The sequence below is a fragment of the Paenibacillus sp. URB8-2 genome, assembly GCF_013393385.1.
In the GTDB taxonomy this organism is placed as follows: domain Bacteria; phylum Bacillota; class Bacilli; order Paenibacillales; family Paenibacillaceae; genus Paenibacillus_AQ.
In genome coordinates this window covers 4718792-4734799 of sequence record NZ_AP023239.1, presented here as the reverse complement: position 1 = coordinate 4734799, position 16008 = coordinate 4718792, and the positions used below count along the sequence as shown (strand labels likewise).

Sequence of the window (16008 nt, the reverse complement as noted above, 5' to 3'; positions counted from 1 at the left end):
CGGCAAAGGCCGTGTTCCATGCAGCAATGCTGCTGAACACGGCCTTTTTCTATATTTTACCGAACAGATGGGGCAGCACAAACCTTTGATATCTGATTAAGAACGTCTGAAGAACTTCCGTATTTGCACATGGCGTCACAGTCGCAGCGAAGGTCTGAGAATAGAATGTAGGATATGTTATTGACGCTCTTCCGCTGAAGTGAGGGGCGGAGCAGTTGAGCTTGAACTTCTTTCTCTCGGTTGTCGGGACAAATCAGGTATAGCCGGGAATCGTGATTTCCAAGTGACAACGATAAATCATGCAGCCTTAGAATCCCCGAATAGATGGAGGTGCTTTTTTCAACTTCAAAAGCGGATATAATGTTGTTCTTCTCATCCAACCAGATCGCGTCGATGAAGGATATAGTATCAGCCACGGATTTCGGAACGTTCAATGGTGGCAGGGAAGAGACTGAAAACTCTCCAAGAACATGCCGGTTCCATTTGCGATTATGATCGTTCTGTGCGATCCACACCTGATAGCCCAGCGCGTTTCCGAGTCTGGCCAGATAATACTGCATTTCACTGTGTTCATTGTTCTCTTTGATCTCGTTGGTTACGTCTTTATGCCTCTTGAGGTTGGTCTTTTCCCGCTTGGCAGCTTCCGCAGTCAGGTATTTCTCTGCATTTTCGCTAATAATGATCCGACCTGCCCCGATTTCAAACATGAATCCCGCAATCGCCCCCAAATCTTTGGAGAAGGCCGGGCGGTAGGCTCCATTCATTTCAAGCAGTTCTTCTCGCATCTCCAAATATGCCGGCCATGATCCAAGCTTGATCTTGCGCCCAAGCAACTGGTTAAATCCATTGACAATTGCCGTATTAAACGGTGGAAACAGGGTAGGGTGAAGGAAATATAGGATATTGGCTACAGCCGGTCCCAGCCCTTTTATTTGTAAGCTGTCCAAGTTCAATATCTCCGTCACGATATTTTTTTCCTGGGTCGCCTGGGAAACCGACTTTAAGAATCTTCCAAAAGCAAGCTGATGCTCTTCATTTTCGTAAATATCGGGAATACGCATTTTCGGCTTCCAGTAAAAGGCGTGAGCCGCTCCTTCAAATACTTGTTTCTGTTCACATATCGCCGCCAATACAAATTCAAGCGGAGACCCTTTGAAATCATTTCCGAATGTCCTTGCCTCAATCGCTTTGATTACATCGTATAGTCCGCTCTTTATTGTACGAAATGCCTTTAAACGATCACTGTTATTTAGAAACCATGTATGATACACGGATTCCGGATCCGATTTATATTCCTTGATATGCTGTTCGATATTCGATACCATGTTCAATCATTTCCTCCATTATGAGACTTGATAAACCATACTCCGAATTATAATGCGGAACATGCGTAGCGGCTGTGCATTTTAATTATCTTGAAGAAACCATGCTTTCCTCATGGTTTCTTCATACTTTCCCCAAAGTGAGTTGGTATTCTTTAGCTACGGGCAAAGACATCGATGTACTCTTCATAAAGGAGGTGAGAATATTTTGAAAGCAATTCGCAGCATCATTGGTTTCGTTCTCGTGACCATTATCTTATCCGGCCTTGGATATATCGGATGGTTCGCTTCTAAAAGCGGTCTCGTATCTTGGAATCAATTTGGAACCTCGGTAAATGAAACAAGCGCGCAGAGCCAACACTCTGCCATGCAGCAATCGGAGGCAACTCCGAGTATGAATGTGAATCCTATTGATGAACTGCAGAAGAAGGTATCAAGCGCGAATCAAACGGTTAAGCAATTGGCGGATTTGATGTCGGAATACCCTTACGCTATACCGGCGAGCGCAGCAACTTACGGTAACAGTGAATCAGGTGGAACTGGTGGTCAGGCCGGTGTGCAAAATCCGGTACAGCTACAGAACTATAACAGAGGCATTTACCTTTTGTCTGAGAGTGTATATCTGGTAAATCAGCTGGATCAAACGATGAAATCTCAGACCGGGTTTACCGAATCGGCCACTCCAACTTATCAGATGTATGTAAACCGTTATAGCCTGTTGGTTCAGAGCCAAACAGCGCTTAACAACGTATATCTTAAGCTGAATGATGCCAAAGATTTATTCCTGTCCAACGTTTCTGAAGCCCCGGCTGCAGCTGATAACGGGGGTGGTGATATCCGGAAAACGAACAATGTCATTTATCAAATGGCGCAAACCGTTATGGAAATGGATAGCCTGAACCGGTGGGTCAACAATGAAATTGAACAAACCGTTGTACAGGCTCGGAATCTCTCTGCTACGGAAGCATCCAATATGGTTCCCCCAAACCAATCGAATGGGTTTAGCATCAGGGGCATTCAAATTCCAGGGCTCATGACGACGATTACCGTATTGTTCATTGTCTTATTGGTGGTCGGGTTAATTGGAATGATCCGAAGCTTGGTTGTATCGAGACCGGAACCGGCTAATACGGAAGAACATATTTAAATTAGAAGGAGGAGAAACAAGAAATGATGGATATGGATATGTCCGGAAGTGTTCAAGGCTCGGTGAATATGGGGACTTATGGAGGCACGGGGAATGTAATCAGCGGAATACTTTCCACCGTAACTCAATTACTGTTGGTGGCTTTGATTATTAGCCTTGTGGTTGGACTTGCAGTTTGGCTTAAAAATGCTTACTTTAAAGAGTCCTATAACAAAGGAAAACAGGTGATTAGCAATGATCCGATGTTAAAAACCATTTTTGTCCTGGCTGCTACGTTTATAGGCGTAATCATCGTTTTGTATCTGCTGGGCATTTTGATGAATGGTGGATTTAATCCGAACAGAATGGGGATTGTATCCGCTTGGAGCGTTTCGGGAATATTAACATTTTTTGTAAAAATATTGACTATTCTTTTTGTAGTAGCTTTGATCGCTTTCTTGTACAGTTATGTGAAGCAAAATATCAATAAAACGCCTGTCGCCTCTTCCACTGGGGCTGTACTTACAGCAGGAAACGAAATGAAATCCAATTCAATTGAGGAGAAACCTCATACCACTAAGGCAAGTCCGGATGAACCGGAAACAAACAAAGACTAACACGGATTGAGGTTGATGCGGGCAATGAAGTTTGATATTATCCTTCACTGGCTATGGGCGCTTGTGTTCTCCATCTTGGCACTTAGCGGAATTGCAATGGCAGGAGCGAAGTATGGTTGGGTGATGCAGTATGATATTGCAACGGCGGATTTAGTGCACCGTCTGGCAGCGGTTGTGTATGTCCTGCTGACCCTGATGGTCATCATCTACGAAATTATTCGTATCCTGAGACGGGATAAGACCAAAAAGCCATGGCTTGTATTCAGCCCAACCGGTTATGGACTCTTTACCTTCATTACTACTCTGATTTTTATTATTACCGGAGCTGTTATCTGGCTCTTCATGGACAGCAACCACGCCGCAGCGGCTTTTACACTATGGATTCATGAAAAATTGACTTATCTGGCAGCAGCGAGCGTGATCTGGCACATCTATATGAAGTCCCATGCATTAAAGTGGCCTAAGAAAAAGGAACGGAAGGCAAGATGATCAACGAAGGGAGGGGCCTTTGTCATGTGGATGCAGAAAAAAGGGTATAAGCTGTTTATCTGGTTTGTGACTACCTCATTTTTCTTTGCTTTTGGCGCAATAGTAATCTCGATGTTCCGCTTCGGACCGACCGAGCAGGAGGCTATGAGCTTCATGATGGGTATGATGAAGGCCATGGAAACCTCCCTGATGGGATTGTCCATGCAAGTGAAAGAAGATGCAAATGTGCAGAGGTTATTGTTTGAGAGCGTTCAATTCGCATTTCCTCTATTAGCGATCAGCATAGCAGGCGGCGTCTACGTACGGTGCAGAAGAAAGGTGTAACCCATGTTCAACAAACAAAAAGAGCCGTTCTGGCAGCTCAGCTCCGTGTTTGCAGTCATCATCATGCTTGTGCTGGCGCTTTCCTGGAGCAATAAAGCAGAAAATGCCGCGCAAATGGATGCTTCCATGGCAGACATGATGAGCAATGAAATCCTGGGGAATACAACCGTGCCGGACTTGTTCACTCTCGGTGTAATGGACAGTGTGGAAGTGTCATCAGGCAATGGCGAGCATAGCGGGCACCATGACCAAACTGGGACATTGTATGCCATTCATCTTATAACAACGGCATTACTTCTATTTACACTGCCTGTAATTCTAGCAGGGGCCTTATTTCTTGCGATCGTATGGCCGAAATCAAGCAAACGGAGGAACACAAATTGAATGTTCTCGGAGCCTTTGGAAACTTGTATATGGCATCCCTGCTGATTCTTCTCGTCGTTGGTTTGCTCTTTGCAATTTATTATCTGTTAAAAAAAACGTATGGCTATATTAGCGGTGTAAGCGAACAAAGAGGAAGTAAAACAACGGGTACAATTGGAGGAATATTAATAATGAAAACAAATGGTTGGTTAAAGTTGGCGGTTTTCTCGTTCGTCGGTTTAATTATCTCTGTAGTATTGCTTAATGTAACCAATCCTGCAAACTCCGGTACAGTTACGTCAACGAATAGTCAGCATAACAGTCATGTTAACGGAACTGCCGGATTCGGAGCGACAATGCAGGGAACAATGAGCGGCACTGTGCCGATGGATCAAATGAATCAAATGATGCAGCGCATGAACCAGCTGCAGCAGGATATGATGCAGATGCAGCAGCAGTACATGGGCGGCATGCAGCCTAATATGAATATGGGTAATTCGGGCAGCATGGGAACCTCCGGCAGCTCGGGCGGCATGATGGATGACATGGACATGATGAATATGGGCAGCGGCAGCAATATGAACAACGGCGGCAATATGAACAACAGCGGCAGCATGAACAACGGCGGAAACATGAACAATGGCAGCAACATGGGAATGATGTAACTGGAGGAATGAGGCTTGAGCAATAAAACTCTTATTGTATTGTTCTTCTTGGCCTTGATCATCGGCGGGACGGCAGCCGGTATCTTTATAACTGAAACTTCGGGTTCTAAAGGTGGGGCGGTTACGGGCAGTATAGTTCAAGAAGATGCCAGCGCAGCAAACCAACCGATGAACCATAGTTCACATGTAATGGCCGATACAGCTGCAACGGGCAGTACGGAGGGAGCAATTCCCCCCAGCCCCAGCCCCTCTCCTTCCCCTGAAGCCACTGCGGGTACGGTTCAAGAGGGAACGGCGGCTTTGCCGCAGCCTAAACCCGGGCAGGCTGTAAAAGGTTTTACTCTGACAGCTATGGAAAGCAATTGGGAATTAGCATCCGGCGCGACCCAAGCGGTCTGGACTTACAATGGCACGGTCCCTGGCCAGGAAATCCGTGTTACTCAAGGAGATTTTGTAAAGATTACGCTGAAAAATGAACTTAATGTACCTGTCACTATTCATTGGCATGGTTATCCTGTACCCGCAGGTTCAGACGGTGTGCCCGGGATTACACAAGATGCGGTTAAGCCTGGTGAAACCTATACCTACGGGTTCTCAGCCGATGTGGCGGGAACGTATTGGTATCACTCTCACCAGGAAAGCTCGGAGCAGGTAGACAAGGGACTCTACGGCGCTCTCGTTGTGGAGCCGAAGCAATCCGAACAGCCGGATAAAGACTTTACATTAATTCTGGATGAATGGATGAATCAAGGCGGAGACGCTCACAGCGCTCATGGATCGGCAAGCATGAGTGAAGAAGAAATGATGGCTACCATGTACAATATTTATACGGTTAACGGTAAATCCGGTTCGCTGATTACGCCTCTGGAAACTAAAGTGGGAGACACCGTTCGCTTGCGGTTTATTAACGCCGGATATCGTTCCCATGGAATCCACATTCCTGGAGAGTTCCGGGTAGTAAGTACGGATGGACAGGATATAACAGAGCCGGCCACCCTCCAAAATCAAATCGTAACCATCGCTCCCGGGGAACGCTATGATGTGGAGTTGAATATTGTCTCGCAAAAGGATTTTACAATTGATGCGCATGATGACAATAAATATAACGATCAATTGGTTATTCCGGTTAAGGTAGCGGGAAGCAAGGGCGAAGAAATGGAAGTACAGCACGATCAATTAACCGCGTTTGATCTTTATAATTACGGCAAGCCTGCCGAGTCTGAATTAAGCAAAGTCCAAAAATTTGCACTGGAGTATACTGCCGTGTTGAATTCCAAGATGAACGGGAACCAACAAGTGTATACGATCAACGATAAAGTCTTTTCAGAACTCTCGGCTCTTCAGGTGAAAACCGGCGATAATGTAAAGCTGACGTTTGAGAATAAAGGCACAGTGGATCATCCGATGCATGTACACGGTCACTTCTTCCAGGTCCTTGAGAAAAACGGGGTTAAAGTAGAAAGTGCGATCATGAAGGATACCGTTCTGGTTAAACCCGGCGAGAAGATCGTTGTCGCCTTTAAGGCCGATAATCCCGGAAACTGGATGATTCACTGCCATGAACTTCACCATGCAGCGGGAGGAATGGCGCAACAATTGGCTTACACCGATTATAAGCCCGCTTACGCTCCCGGCTCCAATGCAGCAAACAAACCGGAATAGATGAATGAGAATAACAAAAACCGGAGGCTATTTAGCCTTCGGTTTTCTATTGCAATCACTATTTTAATTCGCATGCTTATCGGGGTTTAACACGAGTCTGCGGACGATGGAACCCATCAAGGAAACCTTCTCCTCAATGATAAAGCCTGCTTTCTCAATATTTTGCAGCGTTCTGCGGTTGATGTTAGCTCCCGAAATTCTGACTGTGATCGGATTGAGCAGGTCCATTAATATTCCTGCAAGCGGCTGCTCGCTGCGCATATGCTCTAACAGAAGCACTTTCCCGTCCGGCTTGCACACTCTTCGGATTTCCAGTAAACCAGCCACAGGATCTGGCACAGAACAAAAGACACAGGTCGCAATGACATAATCAAATGAATTGTCAGGAAAATCCATATGCTGTGCGTCCATCTCCAAAAGGGTTACTGGAAATGGAGCGTGGCTTGCTTTTTGTTTGGCATAGCGAAGCATACCCGGACTGAAATCAATACCGGTAACGCCGGCTGCATGTGATGGGTAGCAGGACAAATTGGCTCCAGTCCCCACGCCTACCTCCAATACTTCACCGTCCACACCTTTAAGCAAGTCGGTCCGCCATTCTTTTTTGATCATGCGTTCCATTACATCAAAGATCCCCGAAATCCGGTCATATCGTTTTCTAATGGTATTTGATCTTTTTTCATTCATCCTTCATGCCCCCTCCTAATCTTCATCAAGAAAGAAACCTACGAGTTTGGTATGGTAGGAAGTGCTGATCCGAAAGGAATCATGGTTAGATGGAGACGCCGTATTATCCGATTCTGTGCGCAGGGGGACTTCACTTATTTCAGGATGCGCTAGGGATGGCGATAAGCAATTGGAAGAAGAAATGGACGACATGCCGCTAGTCAATTGCAAAATCCAGTTCATTAAAAGTTGCTTTGTGAAGGGATGGTTGAACCAATCCTGCTGTTCCTCGGTAAGATGCTCCGGCAGCGGAATGACAACATGCGGTTTTTCCTTTAGGCATGCCTGATTTAGCGATTCGATCAACAACTGCGCAATTTTGTTGCTGAATGTTCTTTCGCCAGACTGTTTTAATTGTTCCAAATAGGCAAGAATCGTCTGCGGAGTATTTTCAGGCAAAGTAATGGTAACCGTATGGGATTGCGGTGAGGAAGAACCCATTCTTGGACCACCTACTTTGTTGTGGCAGACACTTGTTCGGATTTATATTGAAGGTAGACAGCCAGTAATTTGTAATATGCCCTTGCAATCATCCATATCGAATCCTTCGCTCCGACAAAGCGAAGCGGATAGCCCTCTTCCTGTTCATTTATCTTCTCAAGGTAAGGTTTAAGAAGCAAGGAACCGCCGCCGATTTGATAGGCAACGCGGATACTGGGAACCTTGTTCCAAGAGTTCCTGATCAGTTTATATTCTTCACGGGCGATTTTGATCAATACTTCATCCACAATGGACTGAATGCTTATCCGTTTCCCTCTGAACCAGATAAAATTACGTTCCTCTTTGTTTACCGAAGTAATGATTTCGACTAGCTGTTGTCTGTTCAAAAACCGGTATCCGATTTCATGCTGGACCCGTTCCATGATTTCATCCAGATAGGGGGAAACTCCCTCCTTAATTCCATCCGAATAAATATTATCGACGGTCCCATCCTCATGAATAATAGCCGCATCGGTAGAAAGCCCGCCGATATCATTAATAAGCACGGTCATCCGTGTCAGTTCCTCATTGCGGACCGTTCCATCTTCATTCGTCGTCAGATCAATTAACGCGACATGACCTTCAATATTAACCAACACTTCTTCGAATTTCAATCGTACCACTTTGCCGCCGATTTCCGGAGTGGTTTTGAACCGAACTTCATGAGTATTGTCCTTTAGCCTTGCTTTAAAGGTTTTGCGCTTTCCCCGCTTCGCTTCACTTAAAGGCAGCCCCGTTGAAAGATAATATGTAGCTTCGATTACTCCATCCTGTTCGCTCAATGCTTGAGCGGCATCATAAGCCAATGCAGTCAGCAGCATAACCACGGGTTGATCCGCTTCCGACTTTTCACTAACCGTTGTGAGTTCGTCATTATGGGTGTATCCTCCAGCCAGATTACCGACAGCATAAACTCCTTGCCCGCGCTTAAGCGCATTAGAGAGGATCTCGACATGGAGACCATCCAGGGGATGCTTTTCAAATTCCACTATATCACGGGATGGGCCGATTTCGGCGATAACATTTGGAATATAAACTTCCTGATCCAGCCCTTGAACATAGGCTTTTAACGCATCGTTGCCAATATCTACTGCGGCCTGTCTGATACTCATGACAATTTCCTCCCTTATTGGCCTGTCCTAATGCTTATTTTCCAAAGTGATGGCAGTGTCAGTGAAAAAGTTCCGCTTCACATAATCGAGTGCGAGGCTGCTGCTTTCGCTATGCTCAATGTGACGGTCTTGACGCGGGATGATATTTTCAGAGGAGAGATGGGGCTGGTGATTCTGGCTTGAAGCATGGGCATACAAATGGACAAACCTCAATACTCCCAAGGTGATCGTTGCCAGGGTAAGAAGTATGAATAGGAGAAGAATAAAGACAATGGAATCTGCAAATAAAGAATCACTGATCATTCAATAACCCTCCATGCTTCAACCATTTTTCGAAAAACATGACTGTTCATCTCCTTTTCCTCCGAATTTTTAACAATTATTATACTTAATTTACCATATGAATATGTTGAATCTATGTAGATTTTTAGTAGAGGTATAAAAATAGACGGGCGGGTCCAATCTAGTGGTAAATAAGTAGAAGGAGGGATACGATATGAACGCAATTCTTGCTTTTCAGGTTTTGGTTGCTGCAACCGCCGTCTGGTCCGATAGCCCTGGTAAGCCTCTTGACGTTTCTAACGCTATAGAAGACTTACGTTTTTTATCACAGTTGGCTGATGAGTTATTGTCGGATCAAGAGCGCACGATAATTACTAGTGTCAGTTTTGAAGGGAACGGAGTGAACGCCTTAGTGCTTCAAAATCGCGCCAGTGGAATAGAGGCACTGTCTGAAGCTATATCATGGATGGAAGATACAGCTTCAGATTTAAAGAGATTGGGGCATGTTGGGTTTTGGAATATTAGAATTGAAATATTCATCCGAAAAAAAGAAATGGAGTATGGCTTTAGGTACACCAAGGATTATTTCATGTTTATCATAGAATGGTTTGGATGCTTAGGGTTAGGAATTAAAGTATCGGATGAGCTGCCGGCGGAGTAAAGAATAATTAAAGCAGCGATAGCCAGAAACATAAGTGATGGAGTACGAAAGATCCAAGCGGCTCGTTTCAGCACAGATTCCTCAATCTGACCTTGGAGCATAAGGGTATGAACAAATTGGAGAAAACCGCCAACGACCATAAAAATAAAAATCACTCGATTCCACTCGGACGAAGGCAGCATAACAATAAGCATCGCCCCCATCAAACCGGCCATCATACCGGATAGAGCCCCGTTTAGAAATGCTCCTATATGGATTAAAGAGCCAATTATCCCCCCTGCGAGTATGCCTGTTAGCACACTGATCAACAATGACAGGAACAAATTCGATGAAAATCCGGCTCCAACGATCGTCCCGCCGCCAAAGCCGACAATCATCCCGCTTACCATTGGCGTAATCATTGCAATTGTACCCGTAACAGATGAACGGAACCGATAAATAAAGCCACATGACCATCCAATAATAAAAGCATAAAAGATAGCTGCGATTATCCAGTTTGACATGAGTGCAACCCCCTGCTTGTTTATATTGTATCGTATGAGACTTGGGTTAACGTACATGCCTAATGGGCGGATAGTCAGCTTGTTTTTTAATAAATTAGCAAACGCAACTCAAGTACACGGTTACCTCAAATTTTCAACATATTTTCTCCATAATCATTTCTTACAATAAGAGTATTAAATAACAAAGCATATGGGAGGCAATTAGTTTGGAATGCGTGGGGGACATAACCATGGAGGTCATAAGAAACGAGTTACAACTGAACATCTTCAGGAAGAACTGATGGAGTTGAAGGAACAAAATGAGCTAATGCGCAAAGAAGATACAAAGCATGAGATTATAAGAATGAAAAGAGGTAATAGTGATGAGTTGCTGCGGGAATCACAACCATGGAAGTAAAGGAAACAGTAAGAAGCATAACTTAAACAGCTTAATAATGAAATTATGCTGTATCGCCCCGATTGTTCTGGTAGCCGTTTTGCTTGTAATAAATTCCGTAAAAGGAATATCTGGTAATATTCTTTCATACAGCCTGCTTCTACTGTGTCCCCTTTCCCATTTAGTATTAATGCCGCTTATTATGCGAAACAAGAAGCATTGAGTAAAAGATCAAAGCCGGGGGAAGAGGCTTCTATTCAAGAAGCTTCTTTTTCTTATTGAAACTTCATTTAAATAAAACTAAGAGAACGAAGAAGGTGGGCATAATGTCGAGACTTCAAGTGTTAATTGTCGATGATGAATGGAATATGAGGAACCTACTTCGGATTTATTTGATGAAGGAGGGATTCCAGATTAAGGAGGCGGCTACAGGACTGGAGGCGTTATCCATGGTCAAGAAGCATTCCTTTGATATTATTTTACTTGATGTCATGATGCCTGATATGGATGGCTGGCAAGTATGCAAGGTGATCAGAGAAACCGAAATGGTTCCGATTTTAATGCTGACGGCACGTACTGAAACCAAGGACAAGATTCATGGTTTGGGGATAGGTGCGGACGATTATTTAACAAAGCCTTTTGATTCCGAAGAGCTCCTGGCCCGAATATATTCGTTAATCCGCAGATCAACGATCACACAAATCTCGCAGCCTCAGCAGTGGACAGTTGAATTTCCGCAAATGATCATATTCCCCGACGCGAGGGAGGTTCGTATTCAAGAGGAGCTTGTCGATTTTACCCCGAAGGAGTTCGATCTGCTGGCTTTATTAGCCCAAAGCACGCAGCGCGCCTTCAGCAGGGAGGAACTCGTTGAAAGGTTATGGGGATATGATTATGAGGGCGAAGTCCGGGTGGTGGATACCCATATCAAGAATATACGTGAAAAACTGCAGAAGGCGGGAATGACTTACAACCCTATTCAAACGGTATGGGGAGTTGGCTATAAGTTTTTTGTTTCCGGAGAACAGGAATGAGAAACAACCGGATCGGATTGAAGCTTGGTCTGATTATCATCACCGTATTCCTGATTGTGTTGGTATTTCTGGGATTCACCATTGACCGTATGTTCACTAACTATTATTATGCCCGCATGCAGACCGACACGGAGGAGCTTACTTCCCACTTTACGGTAATGGCCGACTCCACCGATACGACGTCTGAGCAAACCATGAAGACCTTTGCCGAGTTCTCAAATGTAAGTATTTTCAATATTCGGCAGGATGGAGCGGTGATCCTTCATTCGGGAGTCCACGATTCATCGGACAGAACCTTTATCCGGGCCTCTGACCTGCATAAGATTTTTTCCGGAAAAAAGGTGAACTTACTGTACGAGGATCCTGCAGGACACCGTTATTTTGTATCGGGGCAGCCCATACATGAAGGAGGATCTGTTGCTTCCGCCCTTTATGTCATGTCTTCTACCGAAGAGATGGAGAAATCGTTGTCCGGTGTGCGAAATTTACTCACCCTCTCCGGAATGGGCGCATTCTTACTGGCCCTTGGGATCACATGGATTATCGCCCAATTTTTATCCCGTCCGTTACTGCAAATGCAGCAGGCGACCCGCAAAATTGCCGCCGGTGAGCTGGAAACGAGACTGGCACTCAAAAGCAGAGACGAAATGGGCGCCTTAGCCGAAGCAATCAATGATCTAGCGGTTGATCTACAGCGTTACCGGGATACACGCCAGGAGTTTTTTGCCAATATATCTCATGAGCTGCGTACGCCGATCACTTATCTGGAGGGTTATTCCCGGGTGGTGAAGGAGGAGCTTTATGAGACCGAAGCGGAGAAAAATCAATACCTGGATATTATCTATGAAGAATCGGTCCGGCTTCAGCATCTGGTCGATGATTTGTTTGATCTCGCAAAGATGGAAGAAGGCAAAATCACGCTTGTTCTTGAATGGATCGATTTGTCCGAATTGGCTGAACACGCGGTCAGGAAGGTTGAACTGAAGGCCAGACAAAAAAATTTAAGTCTATCGATGCAGCAATCCGGAGCGACCTCATGCGTATGGGCAGACCGTAAACGGATGGAGCAGATTGTACTGAACCTGCTTGAAAATGCTATTCGTTATACAGAGCGGGGAGGCATTAAGGTATATTTGTTGTATGAAGCCGATTCTGTAACATTTATTGTAGAGGATACCGGAATGGGGATTCCCGCTGATGAGCTTCCCTATATTTTTGAACGGTTTTATAGAGTGGAAAAGTCCCGTTCCCGTCAATTTGGAGGCACCGGATTAGGATTATCTATAGTGAGGAAATTGGTAGAACTGCAAAAAGGAGAAATACATGTTTCCAGTAAAATAGGAGAAGGCACCCGATTTGAAATCCGGTTTGTCCTGCAATCTCAATTTGGGGAGGGAAATGCATGAAAAAAATAGAGTGGCTGATTGCCATTTTTTTTATAGGAATGGGTTTAACGTGCATGAGCATATCGGCGCTATCTTTCCAAAGCGATTCCTTGCTGCAGGTCGGCGGCTATATAAAAACTTTCTTAATCTGCGCTATATTGCTTATCGCCTTTATATTTCTGTTGGTACATTGGATTCGAACAAGAAAGAAACGTTGATTGTCAAAATAGAATGAATTTGATGTGGAAAACCGCCGTCCCTGAAATGGTATCGATTTATTTTGGGCAAAAGGCGGTTTTCCTGTCTGTAAAAGGACAAGAACATATCCCTGTTGGAATCCGCGTTGGGCGCGGCTTTTTATTATGGCTTCAGCCAGGTGGTATTACCCTCATAACGATTTGGTAACCAAAAAGCCTTTTTCCCGTATTAACACATGAACATGAATCCGATTTTACAAAAATAGAAGTAGAGGTAATGAATCATATGAATGTGGAATTTACGGATTACGCCGATACATCGTATCGGCTGGCTGAGCAGAAGGCGGCTCAGTATTTTGCATCCCTTTATATGCAGGTTATGGAGAAGACTTATGTGCCTGCCCTGACAAAAGATATCCAATTGTGGAAACGGAACCATGTGCGTCATCATAAATGGCTATCCTTTTTTTCGCGGGGAAGAAGAAAACCTGATACTCGGGATTATCATAGATATATCGGGTGGCTGAATTATACGGGTAAATTGGATGATTACTTGGATCGAAGCGTCTCCTACATTTACATGAGGGATCTGGGCAAAGCCCTTGATTCTCCTGACACACAGACTAGGATTCAACATGTGGTTGCCGACATCAAAAAACACTTGATTCATTCCACCGCAGCAAAGCGTGGAGACCAGCCGGAGTATATGAGTTTGGCCGGGTTTTATCGATGGGCTCAGAAGGAAGGTATAGAAACGGCCGCGATTTGGGTGATAGACAAACTTAAGAACGTGTCCTCCCATATTCCGAAAGAAATGAATGCCGAGCAGTCCCAGCGAAAACTGATCAAGATCATTGTCGGGGTTGTTTTGCATGTGATAGAGGAGATGGACGATGAAACAGCGCCTGCGGAACGTGCGCGGAGACTTGATGAAGCTATCAGGCTAGGGTTTTCCTATGGTTTGACCTATCCTTTCATTGACGATCTTCTCGATTCCCAGGTCTTAACCGCTCATGAGAAAGAACAATATTCCCGTATGATCCGTACCGCGCTTCTCACTGGATTTGTTCCGGAAATTAGCGGGTGGGCCGGAAATAACATGGATTTCATTCAATATGTCCATTCAGAGCTCCGGGATGCTTTTGAATATATTAAGGGCCTTCAGCGGCCGGAAACACAGAAAACATTTTTTGAGCAGTCTTATGTATTTTTTCATTCCCAGGATATGGACCGCGCCAAGGATCTATCCAATGCCAATTACACGAACGAAGAGCTTTATATACCTATCATTTTAAAATCCTCTTCTTCCAGGTTGATTGTCCGTTCCGTCATTAGCGCTCCCAAAGATGAAGGTTTTGATGATCGAACGTTCTTTTACGGCATTTACAACCAGTTGGCTGATGATTTTGCGGATATATTCGATGATAGGAGAGATGGTGCGGTAACGCCTTATACCTATTATTTAAAATACCATAAACAACGTTCGGATCTTATCAATCCCTATGAATTATACTGGACGGTCATTTCCAATTTGATCCATAACGTGTATCAGTCCGACATCAAGACCCGTGAGGTGATATTGGATCGTGCAATCAACGGTCTCAAACGTTGTAAAGAACGCTTAGGCAATGAAAAGTATAACGAAATCATGGAAATATTTGCTTCAGGAAATCCGGAATTCCATCGTCTCATAGGGCAGATGGTTCGAAAAGCGGAAGATGTTGATTTCTTCGATAAGCTGCTGCGGGACCAGATGAATACCTTTTTGAAAAACGATCAGAGGGAAAAGGAAGACTTTCAGGATACGATTAAAACGGTCCGCGATCAGATCAATAACCTATTGCAGATTCCGAAAAATACCGGGAGTCCTCCGATGAAAGAACCGCTTATTGATTCCGCAAATTACAGTCTCGAAGGGGACGGGAAGCGGATACGGCCGATATTGACCTGGGTAATGGGTGTAAATGAATATGGACTGAATGCATCGGCCATCGCGCCTCTTCTAAGATCATTGGAATATATGCATACCGCATCTTTGATCTTCGATGATCTGCCTTCCCAGGATAACGCATCTACCAGAAGAGGGCGTCCGACCCTGCATCAGGTGCATAATAGCGCCACGGCGGAATTAACCGGTCTGTTTCTCATCCAGAAGGCGATCAATGAACAAGCGTCGCTTGATCAGTTCGACGCTAAAATCGTGCTTTCCTTGATGCAATATTCGGCCGGGAAGGCGGAAGATATGTGTATGGGACAGGCGATGGATTTGCATTCCAAAGGAAAAGCGCTGACACTGGAGCAATTGAATATGATGTGCTTTTATAAAACCGGTGTTGCCTTTGAAGCTTCTCTGGTTATGCCCGCGATACTTGCTCAGGTGAATGAGCCGGAAATCGCGGCTTTGAAGAAATTCGCCTATCATGCAGGCATTGCCTTTCAGATTAAGGATGATTTGCTTGACTTGGAAGGTGATCTGCTCGTGCTCGGCAAGCCCGCCCGCCAGGATACCCAAAATAACAGTTCGACATTTGTGTCCATCCTTGGTCAGGAAGGCGCCAGAAAAGAGATGTGGGAGCACTACTGCCTTGCAATGGAAGCGTTGAAAGAGGTGCCCCGCAATATCGCTTTTCTGAAGCATTTATTGAATTATATGGTTAGCCGGGAACGATGAGGGCACTTTTCTG

19 protein-coding genes are annotated in these 16008 nt (G+C 44.8%); 13 read left to right on the top strand and 6 right to left on the bottom strand.

Annotated features, from left to right (window positions below):
- Positions 1-56 precede the first annotated feature (56 nt).
- Positions 57-1325 (bottom strand): hypothetical protein, encoded by a 1269-nt coding sequence (locus PUR_RS21860; protein ID WP_179038024.1) that lies wholly within the window; start codon positions 1323-1325, stop codon positions 57-59.
- Positions 1326-1530: 205 nt separating this feature from the next.
- Between PUR_RS21860 and PUR_RS21855 the strand changes: the two genes are divergently transcribed.
- From PUR_RS21855 to PUR_RS21825, 7 genes are read left to right on the top strand one after another with little or no spacing between them, the layout of a single operon-like run.
- A complete protein-coding gene (locus PUR_RS21855; RefSeq protein ID WP_179037081.1) occupies positions 1531-2469 on the top strand; it encodes a hypothetical protein in 939 nt (312 codons plus the stop codon).
- Between the two features lie 23 nt (positions 2470-2492).
- Positions 2493-3065 (top strand): hypothetical protein, encoded by a 573-nt coding sequence (locus PUR_RS21850; protein ID WP_179037080.1) that lies wholly within the window; start codon positions 2493-2495, stop codon positions 3063-3065.
- Positions 3066-3089: 24 nt separating this feature from the next.
- The gene (locus tag PUR_RS21845) at positions 3090-3554 is read left to right on the top strand and encodes a cytochrome b/b6 domain-containing protein (protein WP_179037079.1); all 465 of its coding nucleotides are present in this window, start codon (positions 3090-3092) and stop codon (positions 3552-3554) included.
- 24 nt (positions 3555-3578) lie between these two features.
- Positions 3579-3878 (top strand): hypothetical protein, encoded by a 300-nt coding sequence (locus PUR_RS21840; RefSeq protein WP_179037078.1) that lies wholly within the window; start codon positions 3579-3581, stop codon positions 3876-3878.
- Positions 3879-3881: 3 nt separating this feature from the next.
- The gene (locus PUR_RS21835; RefSeq protein WP_179037077.1) at positions 3882-4262 is read left to right on the top strand and encodes a hypothetical protein; all 381 of its coding nucleotides are present in this window, start codon (positions 3882-3884) and stop codon (positions 4260-4262) included.
- On the top strand, positions 4259-4906 hold the full coding sequence (locus tag PUR_RS21830; RefSeq protein ID WP_179037076.1) for a hypothetical protein: 648 nt from the start codon (positions 4259-4261) through the stop codon (positions 4904-4906). The genes PUR_RS21835 and PUR_RS21830 overlap by 4 nt, the downstream gene beginning before the upstream one ends.
- 15 nt (positions 4907-4921) lie before the next feature.
- Positions 4922-6568, top strand: coding sequence for a multicopper oxidase family protein (locus tag PUR_RS21825; RefSeq protein WP_179037075.1), 1647 nt, complete (start codon positions 4922-4924; stop codon positions 6566-6568).
- Between the two features lie 63 nt (positions 6569-6631).
- Here the strand turns inward: PUR_RS21825 and PUR_RS21820 are convergent, their stop codons facing one another.
- The 4 genes from PUR_RS21820 to PUR_RS21805 are packed head-to-tail and all read right to left on the bottom strand — an operon-like array spanning position 6632 to position 9189.
- The gene (locus tag PUR_RS21820) at positions 6632-7255 is read right to left on the bottom strand and encodes a class I SAM-dependent methyltransferase (RefSeq protein WP_179037074.1); all 624 of its coding nucleotides are present in this window, start codon (positions 7253-7255) and stop codon (positions 6632-6634) included.
- Positions 7256-7270: 15 nt separating this feature from the next.
- Positions 7271-7735 (bottom strand): hypothetical protein, encoded by a 465-nt coding sequence (locus tag PUR_RS21815; RefSeq protein ID WP_179037073.1) that lies wholly within the window; start codon positions 7733-7735, stop codon positions 7271-7273.
- An 11-nt stretch (positions 7736-7746) separates the two neighbouring features.
- Positions 7747-8886, bottom strand: coding sequence for a ParM/StbA family protein (locus tag PUR_RS21810; RefSeq protein WP_179037072.1), 1140 nt, complete (start codon positions 8884-8886; stop codon positions 7747-7749).
- 27 nt (positions 8887-8913) lie between these two features.
- The gene (locus tag PUR_RS21805) at positions 8914-9189 is read right to left on the bottom strand and encodes a hypothetical protein (RefSeq protein ID WP_179037071.1); all 276 of its coding nucleotides are present in this window, start codon (positions 9187-9189) and stop codon (positions 8914-8916) included.
- A 193-nt stretch (positions 9190-9382) separates the two neighbouring features.
- Between PUR_RS21805 and PUR_RS21800 the strand changes: the two genes are divergently transcribed.
- Positions 9383-9829 (top strand): hypothetical protein, encoded by a 447-nt coding sequence (locus PUR_RS21800; RefSeq protein WP_179037070.1) that lies wholly within the window; start codon positions 9383-9385, stop codon positions 9827-9829.
- Here PUR_RS21800 and PUR_RS21795 read toward each other — a convergent pair.
- Positions 9751-10332, bottom strand: coding sequence for a hypothetical protein (locus PUR_RS21795; RefSeq protein WP_179037069.1), 582 nt, complete (start codon positions 10330-10332; stop codon positions 9751-9753). The two genes, PUR_RS21800 and PUR_RS21795, sit on opposite strands and share 79 nt — an antisense overlap.
- A 211-nt stretch (positions 10333-10543) precedes the next feature.
- On the opposite strand from PUR_RS21795, the gene PUR_RS21790 reads away from it, so the two are divergent.
- The 5 genes from PUR_RS21790 to PUR_RS21760 all read left to right on the top strand — a co-directional run bounded on the left by PUR_RS21790 (position 10544) and on the right by PUR_RS21760 (position 15995).
- The gene (locus PUR_RS21790) at positions 10544-10729 is read left to right on the top strand and encodes a hypothetical protein (RefSeq protein WP_179033492.1); all 186 of its coding nucleotides are present in this window, start codon (positions 10544-10546) and stop codon (positions 10727-10729) included.
- A gap of 305 nt (positions 10730-11034) precedes the next feature.
- The gene (locus PUR_RS21780; RefSeq protein WP_179037067.1) at positions 11035-11742 is read left to right on the top strand and encodes a response regulator transcription factor; all 708 of its coding nucleotides are present in this window, start codon (positions 11035-11037) and stop codon (positions 11740-11742) included.
- Complete coding sequence (locus PUR_RS21775) at positions 11739-13148, top strand: sensor histidine kinase (protein WP_179037066.1); 1410 nt, start codon at positions 11739-11741, stop codon at positions 13146-13148. The genes PUR_RS21780 and PUR_RS21775 overlap by 4 nt, the downstream gene beginning before the upstream one ends.
- Positions 13145-13345 (top strand): hypothetical protein, encoded by a 201-nt coding sequence (locus PUR_RS21770; protein ID WP_179037065.1) that lies wholly within the window; start codon positions 13145-13147, stop codon positions 13343-13345. Before PUR_RS21775 ends, PUR_RS21770 begins: the two co-directional genes overlap by 4 nt.
- Before the next feature lie 256 nt (positions 13346-13601).
- Positions 13602-15995: a polyprenyl synthetase family protein gene (locus tag PUR_RS21760; RefSeq protein WP_179037063.1), complete on the top strand. Its 2394-nt coding sequence runs from the start codon at positions 13602-13604 to the stop codon at positions 15993-15995.
- Positions 15996-16008 lie beyond the last annotated feature (13 nt).